Origin of the sequence: Agarivorans sp. OAG1 (assembly GCF_037076485.1) — a bacterium.
GTDB lineage: Bacteria > Pseudomonadota > Gammaproteobacteria > Enterobacterales > Celerinatantimonadaceae > Agarivorans > Agarivorans albus.
Genome location: NZ_AP028990.1, coordinates 1058416 through 1072802, shown reverse-complemented (window position 1 = coordinate 1072802; position 14387 = coordinate 1058416). Strand labels below are relative to the sequence as shown.

Annotated in this window: 13 protein-coding genes and 3 tRNA genes; 9 read left to right on the top strand and 7 right to left on the bottom strand. The window is 44.2% G+C overall.

The window, feature by feature from the left end:
* Window positions 1–167: 167 nt before the first annotated feature.
* Window positions 168–243 (bottom strand) — tRNA-Trp (locus OAG1_RS04990).
* Window positions 244–488: 245 nt separating this feature from the next.
* Here OAG1_RS04990 and OAG1_RS04985 point away from each other — a divergent pair.
* The gene (locus OAG1_RS04985; RefSeq protein WP_338624492.1) at window positions 489–1946 is read left to right on the top strand and encodes a methyl-accepting chemotaxis protein; all 1458 of its coding nucleotides are present in this window, start codon (window positions 489–491) and stop codon (window positions 1944–1946) included.
* A 60-nt stretch (window positions 1947–2006) separates the two neighbouring features.
* Here the strand turns inward: OAG1_RS04985 and OAG1_RS04980 are convergent, their stop codons facing one another.
* From OAG1_RS04980 to OAG1_RS04970, 3 genes are all read right to left on the bottom strand, one after another.
* Window positions 2007–2450: a TerB family tellurite resistance protein gene (locus tag OAG1_RS04980; RefSeq protein ID WP_016403902.1), complete on the bottom strand. Its 444-nt coding sequence runs from the start codon at window positions 2448–2450 to the stop codon at window positions 2007–2009.
* A gap of 123 nt (window positions 2451–2573) precedes the next feature.
* Window positions 2574–2649 (bottom strand) — tRNA-Thr (locus OAG1_RS04975).
* A gap of 124 nt (window positions 2650–2773) precedes the next feature.
* A complete protein-coding gene (locus OAG1_RS04970; RefSeq protein ID WP_016403901.1) occupies window positions 2774–3589 on the bottom strand; it encodes a UDP-2,3-diacylglucosamine diphosphatase in 816 nt (271 codons plus the stop codon).
* A gap of 212 nt (window positions 3590–3801) precedes the next feature.
* Between OAG1_RS04970 and yvcK the strand changes: the two genes are divergently transcribed.
* Window positions 3802–4839 (top strand): uridine diphosphate-N-acetylglucosamine-binding protein YvcK, encoded by a 1038-nt coding sequence (gene yvcK, locus OAG1_RS04965; protein ID WP_016403900.1) that lies wholly within the window; start codon window positions 3802–3804, stop codon window positions 4837–4839.
* Here yvcK and OAG1_RS04960 read toward each other — a convergent pair.
* Window positions 4820–5329 carry a hypothetical protein gene (locus OAG1_RS04960; protein WP_338624484.1) on the bottom strand — a complete coding sequence of 170 codons (510 nt, stop codon included), beginning with the start codon at window positions 5327–5329 and terminating at the stop codon, window positions 4820–4822. The two genes, yvcK and OAG1_RS04960, sit on opposite strands and share 20 nt — an antisense overlap.
* A gap of 321 nt (window positions 5330–5650) precedes the next feature.
* Here OAG1_RS04960 and OAG1_RS04955 point away from each other — a divergent pair, with 321 nt between their 5' ends.
* Window positions 5651–6367 carry a DUF3581 family protein gene (locus tag OAG1_RS04955; protein ID WP_016403898.1) on the top strand — a complete coding sequence of 239 codons (717 nt, stop codon included), beginning with the start codon at window positions 5651–5653 and terminating at the stop codon, window positions 6365–6367.
* Between the two features lie 25 nt (window positions 6368–6392).
* Here OAG1_RS04955 and OAG1_RS04950 read toward each other — a convergent pair whose 3' ends face one another.
* Window positions 6393–6866, bottom strand: a complete 474-nt coding sequence (locus tag OAG1_RS04950) for an Lrp/AsnC family transcriptional regulator (RefSeq protein ID WP_016403897.1) — start codon at window positions 6864–6866, stop codon at window positions 6393–6395.
* Window positions 6867–7296: 430 nt separating this feature from the next.
* Between OAG1_RS04950 and OAG1_RS04945 the strand changes: the two genes are divergently transcribed.
* The 5 genes from OAG1_RS04945 (at window position 7297) to OAG1_RS04925 (ending at window position 11382) form a co-directional block, all read left to right on the top strand.
* A tRNA-Phe gene (locus tag OAG1_RS04945) sits at window positions 7297–7372 on the top strand.
* 147 nt (window positions 7373–7519) lie between these two features.
* A complete protein-coding gene (locus OAG1_RS04940) occupies window positions 7520–8674 on the top strand; it encodes a BamA/TamA family outer membrane protein (RefSeq protein WP_338624481.1) in 1155 nt (384 codons plus the stop codon).
* Between the two features lie 75 nt (window positions 8675–8749).
* Window positions 8750–9226, top strand: a complete 477-nt coding sequence (locus tag OAG1_RS04935) for a DUF4442 domain-containing protein (RefSeq protein ID WP_040307680.1) — start codon at window positions 8750–8752, stop codon at window positions 9224–9226.
* 196 nt (window positions 9227–9422) lie between these two features.
* Window positions 9423–10136, top strand: coding sequence for a PEP-CTERM sorting domain-containing protein (locus tag OAG1_RS04930; RefSeq protein ID WP_016403893.1), 714 nt, complete (start codon window positions 9423–9425; stop codon window positions 10134–10136).
* A 223-nt stretch (window positions 10137–10359) separates the two neighbouring features.
* Window positions 10360–11382: an SMP-30/gluconolactonase/LRE family protein gene (locus OAG1_RS04925; protein ID WP_338624475.1), complete on the top strand. Its 1023-nt coding sequence runs from the start codon at window positions 10360–10362 to the stop codon at window positions 11380–11382.
* A gap of 54 nt (window positions 11383–11436) precedes the next feature.
* On the opposite strand, the gene OAG1_RS04920 is transcribed toward OAG1_RS04925, so the two are convergent.
* Window positions 11437–11895, bottom strand: a complete 459-nt coding sequence (locus tag OAG1_RS04920; protein ID WP_016403891.1) for a hypothetical protein — start codon at window positions 11893–11895, stop codon at window positions 11437–11439.
* 336 nt (window positions 11896–12231) lie between these two features.
* On the opposite strand from OAG1_RS04920, the gene OAG1_RS04915 reads away from it, so the two are divergent.
* A complete protein-coding gene (locus OAG1_RS04915) occupies window positions 12232–14385 on the top strand; it encodes a TonB-dependent hemoglobin/transferrin/lactoferrin family receptor (RefSeq protein WP_338624471.1) in 2154 nt (717 codons plus the stop codon).
* Window positions 14386–14387: the final 2 nt, after the last annotated feature.

Genomic DNA, 14387 nt, shown 5'->3' with positions numbered 1-14387 from the left:
GTGAGTAGCTTTTCTATTGTGCAACTGTCTTTCGCCTAGTTACACAATAAACTGAAAAAAAAGCCTTAATAAAAGAGAGGTTTAAAAATTGATAGCGGCAGCTTGAGAGAAGCGTATGAACAACGCAGAAACGAAAAAGGCCAGCTAATTAGCTGGCCTTTAAAATTTGGCAGGGGCGGAGAGATTCGAACTCCCAACATTCGGATTTGGAATCCGACGTTCTGCCATTGGAACTACGCCCCTGCAACGGAAGCGAATTATACATAAGCCAGTTTAAAGGTAAAGGGTTTATCGTGTGCTTTTGTTCAAGCGCACAAAGAACCAACAATTTGCAGATAAAACCCGCTAAAGTGTCGAAAATTCAAACAAAAATGAGCTTGTTTATTTTTTAACTCACGCACAGTTCTTTTTTTAGCATGTTGCAAAGTTGTTAAGCCAAGGGCAGCATCAAAGTGGACAGACCTGTTAAGGATAACAAGAGCCTAATTATGCTAAACCCAGTTGAGATATTTGCCAGTATCTTTAAACCTAGAACTAAGGTTAAAGACGAACACCTACAAGCGGTAAAAACCTTGCTGTTTTACTTATTTTTTGGCTTGTTAGTGGGAATATATAGCGCATTTAAGTGGCAAAAATATGCCCATAGCGATCTTATAATCAGTTCGTTAGCTTTAATCGCTAGCACCCTACTCGCCAGCACTATGTTACGCACCGGTTGGCACTACCTTGTAGTAGCCAATATTGCGCTAGCCGGCATGGCGCTGCATGCCATGAACATCGTTTATCAATCTGGTGGCTTATTGCACTCGCCGCATATCTTTTGGCTACCTACCCTGTCCTTATTAAGCTATTTGGCAAGTAATCGATTTTGGGGAAATCTTTGGACTGGCGTTTTATTTAGCATTGGCTTGGTGATGTTATGGGCCGACTACACGGGGATGCAGTTCCCGCAAATGCAATTACCAGCGCGTGCTATGACCATTGAGCTATTCTCTGGTTTCTTGCTGCCCTTGATATTGTTATGGCTAGGACAAAACTATGCGCTAGGTTTACGTGACCATGCCTTTGAGCAAGCAAAGCAAGCGCAATTGAGTAATCAAGATATGATGCAGGCTTCAGAGCAATCCAAACTACAACTTCAACAGGTGGTTGAACACGCTAGTGATAGCTCTACACAATTGGTTAGCTCTGCCAGCGATATGTCGAACACCGTACAACAGATGAACAATAAAGCTGCTCAAATTGCCCAAAGCTCTGCCCACCAGCATCAATCTATTTCTCAAATTAATCAAAATTTGGCGCACATGGAACAGGTGTTAGCGCAAGCTAATCACTCAACGTCGCAGCTATTGTCGCTCTCGCAACAAGCTTCTGGCAATGCAGAGCAAAGCGCTCTGGCCATTAATCAAACCGAACAGTCGATGCAAAAAATTCTTAGTAGTAACCAGCAAATAAACAGCGTCACCGACTTGATTAGCGACATTGCTAATAAGACTAATCTGTTAGCTTTAAATGCTGCTATTGAGGCTGCTAGAGCGGGTGAACATGGTAGGGGTTTTTCTGTTGTGGCCGACCAAGTTCGCGAGCTTAGCCAGCGTAGTAGCCAGTCGACCCAACAAATTCGTGGTTTGTTGGAAACCTGTTCTGCCGACGTTCAGCAAGGTTATAAGGTGGTTGAGCAAAGCGGTGAAATTCTGCATAGCATCATTGGCTTGGTGCAGGATATTTCTGATGGAGTGGCTCAGATGGCTGCGGTAATGCAACAACAAGCAGAAACCGTAGCAGAAGTAATTAATGCCAGCTCAGAGGTGTCGAGCTTTAGTCAGCATAATTCACAGAGCAGCTCGGCATTATTAGACAATACCGAACAACTTACCGGCATTGCCACTCAATTAGAGGGCATGGCTGAGCAGCTTCATCAAACCGTTGCTCGTAGCGAGCTTTAACACTCTATAAAAAACTCATACTAACAATAACTAAGTATGAGTTTTTGGTTTGATTGAATGTTAAGCAGAAGGCTGAGCCGACATTTTGGCTTTTAAAAAGTCACTATGGCTAAGATAGATTAGATCGGACACCTGGCGAATAAGTGCCTCTTCTTGTGGATCGATAACGCCGTCTGCGTAGGCCACCTTCCAAAGTGCTTCGGTAAACTGGTAACGCAATTGGTAGTCCAACTCTTTAACATGACGGGTGAAGTCAAATACCGAGATGGCTTGATTAGCTTGAGTTTGCGCCTGCAAAAATAAATTCTCAGCTTCTTTGTCATCTAGCTCAAAAAGCCGCTTTATTTTACGCAGTATCACCGCATTTTCGGCATTACTTTGTTGGTTATCGCTCTGGCTTAATTGCACTAGTAGGGTGGTTGCTGCGAGTTCTACATTGGGTAACTCACCCTCACTGCTAGTCTCTAGCGTGGCCTGTAAGAACTCTTTAAGGGCTTTAAGCATGCGCCTTCCTCTTTACAATCTTGAAGAAAAGCAGAATAAACTAGCCCAAGCAAAATGCCAAATAACCAACAAGCAAGTGTTAGAAATGAAAAAGCCCCGTCATTAGACGAGGCTTTAAAAGGATGGTGCCGATTGCCGGAGTCGAACTGGCGACCTACTGATTACAAGTCAGTTGCTCTACCAACTGAGCTAAATCGGCACACTGTTGGTACTGCTGATACGCTGTATCGAGCGAGCGCTATTAAACGGATTTTCACAGTGCTTGTCAACGGCCAGAGTGAAAAAATTTTTAATCCGCGCACAACTGCCAATTTAATAACCAATTAAGCTACTTTTTCAGCACTTAGTACTTGAGGCTCAGCAAGGTTAATCGATTCAAGTTCTACTGTCGTTTTCAAACGATCATCCCAGCGGCGTAATTGCAGCTGACCATCCATGGTTTCACACAATAAGGTGCAGTTTTCAATCCAATCTCCATCGTTAGCATATACAACGCCCTGTTGCTCACTTAGCTCAGGGTGATGAATGTGCCCACATATCACCACATCTACTCCTTGGCGTACTGCTTCATTCACCACCGCTTGGCGATAGCGAGCGATAGCCTCGGTGGCTTTGGCAATTTTAGACTTGATATACCCCGCCAACGACCAATAGGGATAACCCAGCGCATGGCGAATTTTGCTCGAAGAGCGGTTTAGAAATAGTAAGAAGTCATAAAGGTGATCGCCCAACTTGGCGTAAAAACGGCCAAAACAGACTTCTTCGTCGAACTGATCACCATGCACCATCAAAATTTGTTTACCAGTAATGCTGGTATAGCGGTACTGTTTGCTCACTTTCACATCGGCGAGGTCCATGCCGTGATAAGCTTTAAACAGTTGGTCATGATTGCCGGGAATGTACACCAGTTCACAACCAGATTTAGCCAAACTCATCAAGTATTGCAGCACTTGGTTATGAGACTCTGGCCAATATACCCGGCGCTTTAACGCCCATACATCAACAATGTCTCCCACCAAAAAAATTCGCTTGGCTTTAGTTTGTTGTAATAGCTGCAGTAGCATTTCTGCCTTGCAATCTTTACAACCCAGGTGAATATCTGAAAGCCATAGGCTCTGATAGATCTGTTTTGTTGTCATTACTTACGCCACATCATCCCTGTTATGGCTAATCTAAAAGGCATATTTGACCAAAAAGTGACGCTTTGATGTCAAGACCATGACAGAATTATCATTGCTAAGCTAAGAGGCTTTGTTTAGTGTACTAAACTCAATTAGGCTAGTGAGAGTGCTTAGGCTTTAGTGGCGCTTAATCGAGTTAATTGGAATGCATAACCATCACGGAGTAGATAGTGAGATCTAATTCCCCACAACGCCCATTATCAATTGCCACCATTGGCGGCGGAAGCGGTCACTTTGTATTGTTATCGGCTCTTAGAGATGCAGATCACCTAGCGATTAGCGCCATTGTATCGATGACCGACAGTGGCGGAAGCACCGGCCGCCTGCGTGATGAACTCGGCATTTTGCCACCAGGGGATATTCTTAAATGTGTATTAGCCCTCTCTCCCTATCGAGAACTAGCCCGTAAGCTTTTGTTAAAACGCTTTACCAAAGGCAAGCGTTTGTCTGGTCATAGTGCCGGTAACATGCTGCTTACCATGCTCTCGCAATACAGCGGTTCTTTTTCGGAGGGTATTCAAGGCTTAGCACAAATGCTTGACGTTGAAGGAGAGATTTTGCCGGTCACTATTGATAAGTCCACCTTAGTAGCCGAACTTACCAGCGGTGAACGTATTTTTGGTGAGAGTGCCATCGATTTACCTCGCGGCGATCAACGAGAAAAAATAGCCAATGTATTTTTAGTTCCTCATCACGCTGAACAAGTGCGAGTTTACCCACCAGTGATTGAGCGCATCAACACCGTTGAGGCGATTGTATTAGGCCCTGGCGATCTGTTTACCAGCATTATTCCTAATTTGTTAGTACCGGGCGTTAAGGAAGCGATAAAAAGCAGCAAAGCTAAGCTTGTGTATGTAAGCAATATTATGACTAAGTTTGGTGAGACCGACGGTTATAATCTAGAGCACTTTATTTCGGATTTAGAGCACTACTTAGGTCGCCCTCTAGATGCTGTTGTGGTGAATAACCATATACCCAGTGACGAAATGATAGCTAACTACAACCTGGAGCGCGCGCAAGTAGTAGCGGTTGATGATCTAGAAGCTATTGGTAACAAATATCAGCTGATTTATGCCGACTTAATTGATGAAGACAGCGACATAGTGCGCCACGATTCAGAGAAACTTGCCAACGCCTTGCTGCCCTACCTTAGTAGTTTAGACAGCCAAACCTTGTCGCTGGTAAAGGCTAGCGGAACTGAGGGTTAATATTGGCTCCGCCCGCTAAGGCTGAGTCAGGCATTCTGCGCATCAAATCATCCAGCTGAGTAAATACCGGACGTAATGACGGGTCGTATTTATCCTGCCAACGCCACTGCCATTCATTGTCACCTTGGGTCCAACGTATCAGCTTTTCTGAACTGTGCTCTCCCGAGTATGGCGAAGCCAGTTGCTTAGGTACTTGCTGCAGTAGCGCATAAATATCTGAGCAAACCAACATCGACAGCTGTTGCACCGCTTCACTAGCATTGTCCTGTTTATGATAGGTTTGACGAATAGAATAATGCAGATTCTCACAATCTACATTCACGGTTGTCATTCCATCAGGGCGATGGAACATGAAGCTTAGCTGATAAGAAGGAGCAGCTTTATCAAACAACGCTACCCAAGTGGTTGCGCCGCTTACTAGAACAATAACTGCGCCTAGTACAATACTTCCCCAATAGCGTGACTTTTTCGCCATAGCTTGCTCGCTCATTCCATGTGCCTATGGTTTATCAACAAAACGCAAAAACGCTTTATTTTGCCACCAATCTTTCTTTTCTCACTTTAAAGGTAGGGCAGATTTAATCGCTTGCAAAGCTCTTTTTTGATAAATAAATCAATTTAAAGGAGAGTGTCCTTGTGGATAAAATTAATTAGTTCAGTGAAAAGAGTTGCTTAGTAAAAAGCACCAGTTTGGGGCTAGAATATTTGCATTCGAAAAAACGTAAAAAAAACTTTTTATACTGATATGACCACCCTTCTATTAATATTTGCTAAAATCGCCGCTCGCCGCATCATGCAAAGAAAGTGAGTTATGAATTTAAACCAATATTTTAGTCGCGAAGATCAACAGTTTGTATTTAGCAGACAACAAGCTTGTGATTTTGCCAAAGGCGTCGCCAACGACTTTAATGCCATTCACGATGCAGACTCTTCGCGTTTCTGTGTCCCTGGTGATTTGTTATTCTCAGTTATGTTGAACGAGCTTGGTTTAAGCCAAGACATGCAATTTACCTTTGCCGGCATGGTTACCGATGGCGTACCACTAAGTATTGAACAACAAGAACAACACTGCTTACTCGTAGATAACAACGGCAAAGAATATCTGCAATTGGAACGCAGCGGTGAAAACCTAAAAGATGCTGAGATTATTGGCGATATTATTGCTGACTATGTGCGTTTCTCTGGGCGTAATTTCCCACACATATTAGTCCCCCTACTCGAAGAACAAGGCTTAATGCTGAATCGTAAGCGCCCGCTAGTGATTTACGAAAACATGAGCCTACATTTCGAGCAATTGCCAACTCGCTCTCCACATTTAGAGTTTGTTGGCGGTGAGTTTATTCCCAATGGTAAACGCGGCGTAGCCTTACTTAAATTTACTATCAGCGAAGATGGTCAAGTTATCGGCAAAGGTCAAAAACGCATGGTACTAGGCAGCTTGCTCCCGTACGAAAAAGCCGAAAGTGACATGCTAATTGATAACTACGAAGGATGCCGCCAGGCCTTCTTAAAACGCCAACAAGCGTAAACAACTAAAGCGCCAATCGGCGCTTTTATTTTATCTGCGATAAAGGCAAGGCTGTGTGGCTAAACACCTGCTGCAGCACAAAGCTAGAGCGCACGCCAGTAACCCCTTCTATCCGAGTTAGTTTGCCCAACAAAAACGCCTGATAATGCTCCATATCTCTTACTACAACTTTAAGCTGGTAATCTGCATCGGTGCCAGTAACTAATGCGCACTCCATCACTTCTTCATAGGCACTAATAATTTTTTGAAAATTTTCGAAGCGCTCTGGAGTATGCCTATCCATAGAGATATGAATATAAGCGGTAAGGTTTAGGTTGAGCTTTTTTTCGTTAAGTAAGGTAACGTGTTTAGCAATGAGCCCGGCATCTTCCAAGGCTTTTACCCGCCGTGAACATGGTGACGGAGATAAACCAACTTGCTCAGCTAACTCTAAATTGCTAATTCGCCCATTGTTCTGCATCAAATCTAAAATCTTTCTATCGGTGCGATCAAGGCGCATTACTTACCTCCAAATTTAAGTATCATTTCAACCTTGGTTTATTTCACCCCAAATAAATCCAAACTACAACAATCATTGCCAACAAACTCTAAAAATACGCAATATAGACAAACACTCACCCCTTTATATTAAATATACTTATTACAGTGAAAAATACTCGGGAACGGCAACAAATATACCCATTTGCTAGCCAATAGTTTGCTCACCACGTTAACTAGCCCCACTCTAATCGGCATTTACCCTTTGCCAGTACAGAGAACAGTGAAACCCATCACTTAAGTATCCAAACTATCTAAAGGTGGCTTAGGCCACCTTTTTGTTTATTCTTTTGCCAGTTGTTGTGCACCATTTAATCGAAGCTCAATTATTTCATTTTTTTTACTGATTTCGGTTGACTTAAACCGGCAAAATTCGTTTAATAGCGCCCGTCGCCCGGATAGCTCAGTCGGTAGAGCAGAGGATTGAAAATCCTCGTGTCGGTGGTTCGATTCCGCCTCCGGGCACCACCTTTAAAAAGCCTGCATTTATGCAGGCTTTTTTCGTTTTAGCTTCCCATACTAAATACCGCAAAAGGCTATCGCTTTAGTTGGCGAATAGCTAAACTCTAACTAAGTGTTTGATATCACATTGCCCACTATTTCAAGGAATGAAATATGCGCCTTTCTTCTTTAGCCCTAGTTTTACCGCTAGTTCTTTCTTCTGGACATAGCCAAGCCGATTTTTTCGAACAGTTTGTTGACCCTACCGACGGCCGTATGGATGCTAGCCAATGGCTTATGGATAACGCGGTAGGTTTTCTGCCGGTACCAATTATTATTACCGACCCCGCGGTGGGTTACGGCGGCGGTTTAGTATTAGCTTTTTTTCACGAAAACGAAGAACTGCAAAATGAACAGCCAGATGATCCCAATGCCCCGCTAAAACTTACACCTAGTGTGTCGGGTTTATTAGGGCTAGCGACAGAAAACGGCACGCGAGGTGCGGGGGCGTTTCATATGGGCATATGGAAGCAAGACAGTATTCGCTACATCGGTGCAATTGCGGGTGTAGATGCCAATATTGATAGCTTTCGCTTGCCCAGCGAAGGGGCAGTTGGCGACATTCCCATTAGAGTTAATCTAAAAGGTACTTACTTACTGCAACAAATCCGCTTTCGCTTAGGCGATAGCCCGTGGTTTGCTGGAGCCAAATACACCTTTTTAAATAGTGACAGTGAGTTTTCTATTGGCAACCTGCCTGATTACTTAAAGCCTCAGTTGAGCATGAAGGATGGCGGAGTAAGCCTGCTGCTTAACTACGATACTCGAGATAACTCGTTTAGCCCTAACCAAGGTCTGTATGGCAACATTAGTTACGCTAAACACGCCGACTACTTTGGCGGCGATAATGATTACTCAATCGCCTCTGGTGAGTTTTCTGGCTTTAGTTATCTAGGCAATAGCTTCCAAGGCTCTATGCGTTTATCGGCCTCAAGCGCCCATGGCGATACTCCTTATTATGCGCTGCCATTTATTGATATGCGCGGCATACCAGCTATGCGCTACCAAGGCGAGCGTATGGCGACTTTACAAGGTGAGCTGCGCTACGACTTTGATGCACGCTGGTCTGCGGTTGTATTTGGCGGTGTTGGGCAAGCATTTAGCTCAGAGCAAAACCTAGGTGACACGCCTAACCGCTATGCTAAAGGCCTAGGTTTTCGTTACCTAATGGCTAGGCGCTTTAATTTACGTACCGGGATAGATATTGCCAGAGGCCCAGAAGATACCACCCTGCACTTTATTGTGGGCGCTGGTTGGTCAGATTTTTAATCCGCCAAACAACAAATGTTGACTTTTTGTTAACAACAAGCTCTACTGGTAAGACCTCTTAAACAAGGAAAAGTTATGCTTCCCAGTGTTCGTAAAGCCAACTTGATGTTGAGTTTGTTTGGTATGTTCAAAGTACCCTTGATTTGGTACTGCCGTCCTAAGATCCTTGAGATGGATGAACAGAAGGTTATTGTTAAAATTCCCCTTAAACGCCGAACCAAAAACCACCTTAACAGTATGTACTTTGGAACCTTAGCGGTTGGCGCAGACGTAGCCGGAGGCTTCTTAGCGATTGCTAAAGCCGAACAATATGGCAAAAAAGTATCGCTAGCGTTTAAGGCGGTTGAAGGGCAGTTTTTAAAGCGCCCGGAAGCAGATGTTATCTTTAGTTGTACCGACGGCAAGCTCATTGACCAGATGCTCGAGCAAACCATGCAAAGCGGTGAGCGAGTAAACCAAGCCGTAACGATTAATGCTACCTGCCCCTCTATTAGCGGCGACGAAGTAGTGGCCAAGTTTTCTCTAACCCTCTCTTTAAAAGCCATCCAATAAACCAATAGTCGGCTGTATTCAGCCGGCTTTTGCAATTTGCAAACAGCTAAGTGCAACTCGCTCCATAAAGCTAGAAGCAAGCATTGTTTGGCACTAAGCCTTTGTAATAAAAGGCACTATAAACATTGGCACGAAACTGGATATAACACCTTAACTACGCGCTAAACAGCGCTTAAATTTAGTTGTCGAGGTTTAAATGAAATCTATATCGCATGCTTTATTTATCACTGCTTGTATTAGCTTCTCAAGCCATGCTGGCATTATTTACACTATTGAGGCTCCTGGCATCCAAACTTCACAAATTAGTGGGCCTAGCTATACAGAAAACTTCGACAATTTAACTTCATCCCAACTCAGCAATGGCTACCAAAATGCCTTTGGAGAGTACTCGGTAGATAAAGGCCAAGCCAAAGTGGCTGATTTTGGCGTTTATGGTGGAGCACATGGCGAAGGTAAATACTTATTTATTCCAAATAAAAGTGCCGTTCAGCTCATTTTTGACCAGCCTGTAGGCTACTTTGGTTTTTGGTGGAGTGCCGGAGACAATGGAAACCAACTTAGTATTACCACCCAGTCTGAGCAGTTGTCCTTTAAAACCAACCAAATTCTTGATGCTGCTGTGCTAGAACCTGGCCATTACGGTAGCCCTACTAGCGTTAAAGGCAACAAACGTGAACCGTATGGTTACGTTAATCTATTCGCCGAAAGCAATGCTGACAAAATTACCGCTATCCGCTTTTTTGGTCGCAACTTCGAGACAGATAACCACACGGTAAGTATTCAACGCGAAGCACTAACCGGCCGCTCATTAGCACCTGTAACAGTGCCGGAGCCGAAGACTTGGTGGTTAATTAGCTTAGGGCTTGTATTGCTTTTATTGAGCCAGCGACGCTCAAAGCGAACCGCTTAAGCTTAGAAGATCATTGAACGCCTATTCCCCTCCCCAACTGGATAACCAATTATTAAGGTAATCTTGCACGATTTAGTAAAAAAGCGCAGTAAAAACGAGACTTAAGCAGAAACACTTAGGTTAATAACTTGTATTCTTTGAATCACAGCAACAAAATGGAAAACCAATTTAACAAATTAGTTAACCAGAAATATTTATTGCTCATCATATAAAGGAATACTAAATGAGAACTGCCTTTGTTTTAGCCGCTAGCTTGCTTGCTAGCGCTTGTTCAACTACCTCTGATCAACTCTCCATCGCCGATGCCGCGGAAACAACCGGCTCAATTGAGTTGATTAACCCACAAGCAAAACAATTTATTGCGGCAGACGCCAAGATTAGTATTCGTGGAAAGGGCTATCGCTGGACAGAAGGGCCAGTATGGATTGAACAACATGGCTTCTTGCTATTTTCCGACATCCCCAACAACACCATCGTAAAGTATCAACCTAATAAAGGTACCGAGCTTTATCTAGAAAACTCTGGTGCTACAGGCCTACAGGAAGGAGACTACGGACAAGGCTCTAATGGTTTGTTATTGAACCCACAGGGACAGCTGGTGCTACTTCAACAAGGTGACCGCCGTGTAGCACTCATGGATGCCCCATTAAACGAACCTCAAAGTAAATTTGTTACGCTGGCTGGCGAGTACCGAGGCAAGCGCCTAAACAGCCCAAATGATGCGGTTTACCACAACGATGGCAGCTTATACTTTACCGATCCTCCTTATGGACTAAATTCAGGCATGAATGACTCGCGCAAAGAATTAGACTTTCAAGGGATCTATCGTCTAAGCCAAGATGGCGAGCTTGAGTTACTAGACAACAGCGTCAACTTCCCAAATGGCATTGCCTTAACGCTTGATCAAAAAACCTTAATTGTGGCGGTGTCTGATGACAAACATCCACGCTGGTTAGCTTATGATGTAAACCCAGACGGCAGCATTAGCAACAAGCGGATATTTCACAACGCTAAAGCGTTACTTGGTGTAGCTGGAGAACAAGGCTTACCAGATGGAATGGCGGTTCATTCTAGCGGTAATATCTTTGCCACAGGGCCAGGTGGAGTGTGGTTGTTCTCCCCAAAAGGGGAAGTACTTGCCAAAATACGTACCGGACGTTTAACCGCTAATTGTACTCTGTCGGCCGATGAAAAATACCTGTTTATAACAGCTCACGACACCCTAATGTCGGTGCCACTGTTGTAATGAAATCAGCTTGCTTAATGAGGCCTTAGCGCCTCTTTAAGCAAGTACTTAACTTTACTGCTTTTGCCACTTTTCACCTTTTAAGGCCATAAAGTCACGCCCCATTTTTAGCACTAATATCTTGCTGTCAGTCTCATTATCAATATACGCACCGGCTGGTACCGTGGCTAGCTCGTCTTTAGCAAGCATTAACCCGCCTGGCATCTTTTTACCACCAACAACATTTCCCCCCTCGAGCACTGCCATTTCAATTACCGACGGAGCTTGAAAGTACCAATACTCATCATCTTCAGCACTAAGTGGATACTCTCCTTTTAGAAAACGTACACCACGCTTTCCCTGTTGGGCGCTGTCTAACCATACTAAGGCATCATTAAACTGAACCTTGCTGGCGGGCTCACTAACCTGGGTAACTGGGCGCTCCTCAAAACCAGAACCCACCCCCACGGATTTACATGCACTAACTAACAACACGCATAAGGTTAAACATACAACACGCTTTATTTGTAACACTTCAATTCCATCCTTAGGTTTAAGTCGCTATACAGAGTTATTTTCACCAATCATCAAAGCTTGGCGAAGTGTGCTTAAAGCTTAGTATATTCTGCCAAATCAAACAGCTATATAAACACCATTATCCAGCTTGGCTGGCTACACAAATTCTTCTAGATAAAATCAATTAGTGGCTAGAGCTTTAATGCCAACTCAAGATATTTCCCATATTCAGCCCTTCCAATTTTAGCTACTTACAAAACTATAATTAAATGCAAATGATTTTAATTCTCATTCGTATTATGTATAGTACCGCCTAATTAAAACTTAACAGGATAAGGAACAAGCCTGAAAACCATGAAAGCATTCAATCGCACTCTAATTGCTAATGCAGTAATTTTTAGCCTTAGCCCTCTCGCTTATGCCGAAACAAATAGCACCATGTTTGACGAAGTGGTGGTATCAGCAACCCGTACCGAGCAATCGGTCAAAGACATCTCTTCTAGCATTAGCTCGGTAAGCTCTGAGCAGCTAGAGCAGCAAATGGCTAATGATTTAAATGACGCTGTTCGTTACGAACCCGGCGTAACCACTACCGGGCAAGGCCGTTTTGGCACTAGTGGCTTTAATATTCGTGGCCTAGATGGCAACCGAATTAAGCTAATGGTAGATGGCATCGAGCAACCCACTGCCTATAACCCTGGTGGCGATGTGATGAACAAGGGGCCAAATGCTTATGAAATTGACACCCTAAGTGCCGTTGAAATTAACAAGGGGCCAGCCTCTAGCCTTTACGGTAGTGACGCCTTAGGCGGCGCAATATTACTAAGAACCAAAAACCCTGAAGATGTACTAGCTGAAGGCGATAGCAACCATGTTGCGCTTAAAACTGGCTACGGTAGTTCAAATGAAGCATATAAAGCCACCGTCGAGGTCGCTAAGCGCTATCAAAAATGGGAAGGTTTAGCCATTTACACCTACCGTGATGGCAGCGAAACTAAAACCCATTCTTCAGGTGAAGACATAAATGGCCGAGACCGCGGGCAAGCCGATCCTCTCGACTTTGACTCTCACAACCTGCTCCTAAAAACTAACTACGCCTTAAATGATGCACATACTTTTGGCCTAGTGGCTGAGCTATTCCAGCGCGAATCTAAGTCAACCATCCTTAGTAACGAAGGCTATAGCATATTCCCAGGCTTTACCTACACAAATGTAACTGGCGAGGACAAAGACACTCGCAGCCGTGTAGGCGTAAACCACACATGGCTAGCCAACAATGCCGCATTTGATGATTTGTTCTGGCAACTAAGCCATCAGCAAAGTAAATCAGAGCACAATAACTACGATACTACCGACTTATACGGTAGCCGTAATCGTGAACGTAACGGTGAAGATAGCTCATTGCAGTTTGATGCTCAGTTCAACAAATTACTGGAGTTTGACCACGGCAGCCACGAAATCAGCTACGGTTTAACAGCTATCAATAGTGATTTTGAGCTGGATTACCGCACCCATTATTACGATACAGGAACAGTAGATCCAGGGGCGCCAGAAGTGCCTAAAGCAGAAGCCGAAAAGCGCGGGATCTTTATTCAAGATCACATGTATTTAATGGATGAACGCTTAGTAGTTACCGCTGGTTTACGTTACGACGACTACAAAGCAACGCCAGATGCCAGCAGCGGCTTTGAAGAGCATAACAGCGATGCTTTAACCAAACGCTTAGGCGCGGTATATCACTGGAATCAACAAGTTAGTACATTTGTTCAATATAGCGAAGGCTTTAGAGCCCCTACCCTTGAAGAACTTTACTACGCCTTTGATAATAGCGGCCACGGTTATGCCACCTTGTCTAACCCTAACCTTAAACCAGAAGAGAGCCAAAGCTACGAGTTAGGCTTACGTACCAATACTGCAGCATCTAGCATGGAGTTAGTGGGTTTCTTCAATGACTACACCAACTTCATTCAATCAGTAACTGATTACAGTGATCCAAGCTATCCAGCGGGTATCACCATCAATGAAAACATTGGTGAAGCTGAAATTTATGGTGTGGAGTTTAAAGGTAACTACTGGTTAGATGAAGCCTTTGGTGCACCTAAAGGTAGCTACAGCCGCTTAAGCGTTGCGTACGCACAAGGCAAAAATAAAGAAGATGGCAGCGCGCTAGATTCTGTTGCACCGCTTACTGCAGTTTGGGGCTTAGGCTACGACCACCAAGATAAACTTTGGGGTAGCCAACTTAACCTAACCATGGTGTCAGCCAAGAAAGAAGGCGACTGGTCTACCGAAAGCAACGCCCATGCACCTGGTCATGCATTGTTAGACCTAACTGCCTACTACCAACCGGTGAACGACCTAGTATTACGAGCAGGCTTGTTTAATGCGCTTGACCAAAAATACTGGAGCTACACCGACCTAGACGGCAAACCATCTGACCATCAAGGCCTAGACCGTTACACCCAGCCAGGCCGTAACTGGGGCGTCGACTTAGCGTATACGTTCTAAAC

What these genes read in the sequence shown, in the direction of transcription:
- OAG1_RS04925 (WP_338624475.1), top strand. Translation starts at nt 10,360, where the DNA reads ATGAGAACTGCCTTTGTTTTAGCCGCTAGCTTGCTTGCTAGCGCTTGT.
- OAG1_RS04930 (WP_016403893.1), top strand. Translation starts at nt 9,423, where the DNA reads ATGAAATCTATATCGCATGCTTTATTTATCACTGCTTGTATTAGCTTC.
- OAG1_RS04940 (WP_338624481.1), top strand. Translation starts at nt 7,520, where the DNA reads ATGCGCCTTTCTTCTTTAGCCCTAGTTTTACCGCTAGTTCTTTCTTCT.
- OAG1_RS04985 (WP_338624492.1), top strand. Translation starts at nt 489, where the DNA reads ATGCTAAACCCAGTTGAGATATTTGCCAGTATCTTTAAACCTAGAACT.
- OAG1_RS04915 (WP_338624471.1), top strand. Translation starts at nt 12,232, where the DNA reads ATGAAAGCATTCAATCGCACTCTAATTGCTAATGCAGTAATTTTTAGC.
- OAG1_RS04970 (WP_016403901.1), bottom strand. Translation starts at nt 3,589, where the DNA reads ATGACAACAAAACAGATCTATCAGAGCCTATGGCTTTCAGATATTCAC.
- OAG1_RS04950 (WP_016403897.1), bottom strand. Translation starts at nt 6,866, where the DNA reads ATGCGCCTTGATCGCACCGATAGAAAGATTTTAGATTTGATGCAGAAC.
- OAG1_RS04955 (WP_016403898.1), top strand. Translation starts at nt 5,651, where the DNA reads ATGAATTTAAACCAATATTTTAGTCGCGAAGATCAACAGTTTGTATTT.
- OAG1_RS04935 (WP_040307680.1), top strand. Translation starts at nt 8,750, where the DNA reads ATGCTTCCCAGTGTTCGTAAAGCCAACTTGATGTTGAGTTTGTTTGGT.
- OAG1_RS04960 (WP_338624484.1), bottom strand. Translation starts at nt 5,329, where the DNA reads ATGAGCGAGCAAGCTATGGCGAAAAAGTCACGCTATTGGGGAAGTATT.
- OAG1_RS04980 (WP_016403902.1), bottom strand. Translation starts at nt 2,450, where the DNA reads ATGCTTAAAGCCCTTAAAGAGTTCTTACAGGCCACGCTAGAGACTAGC.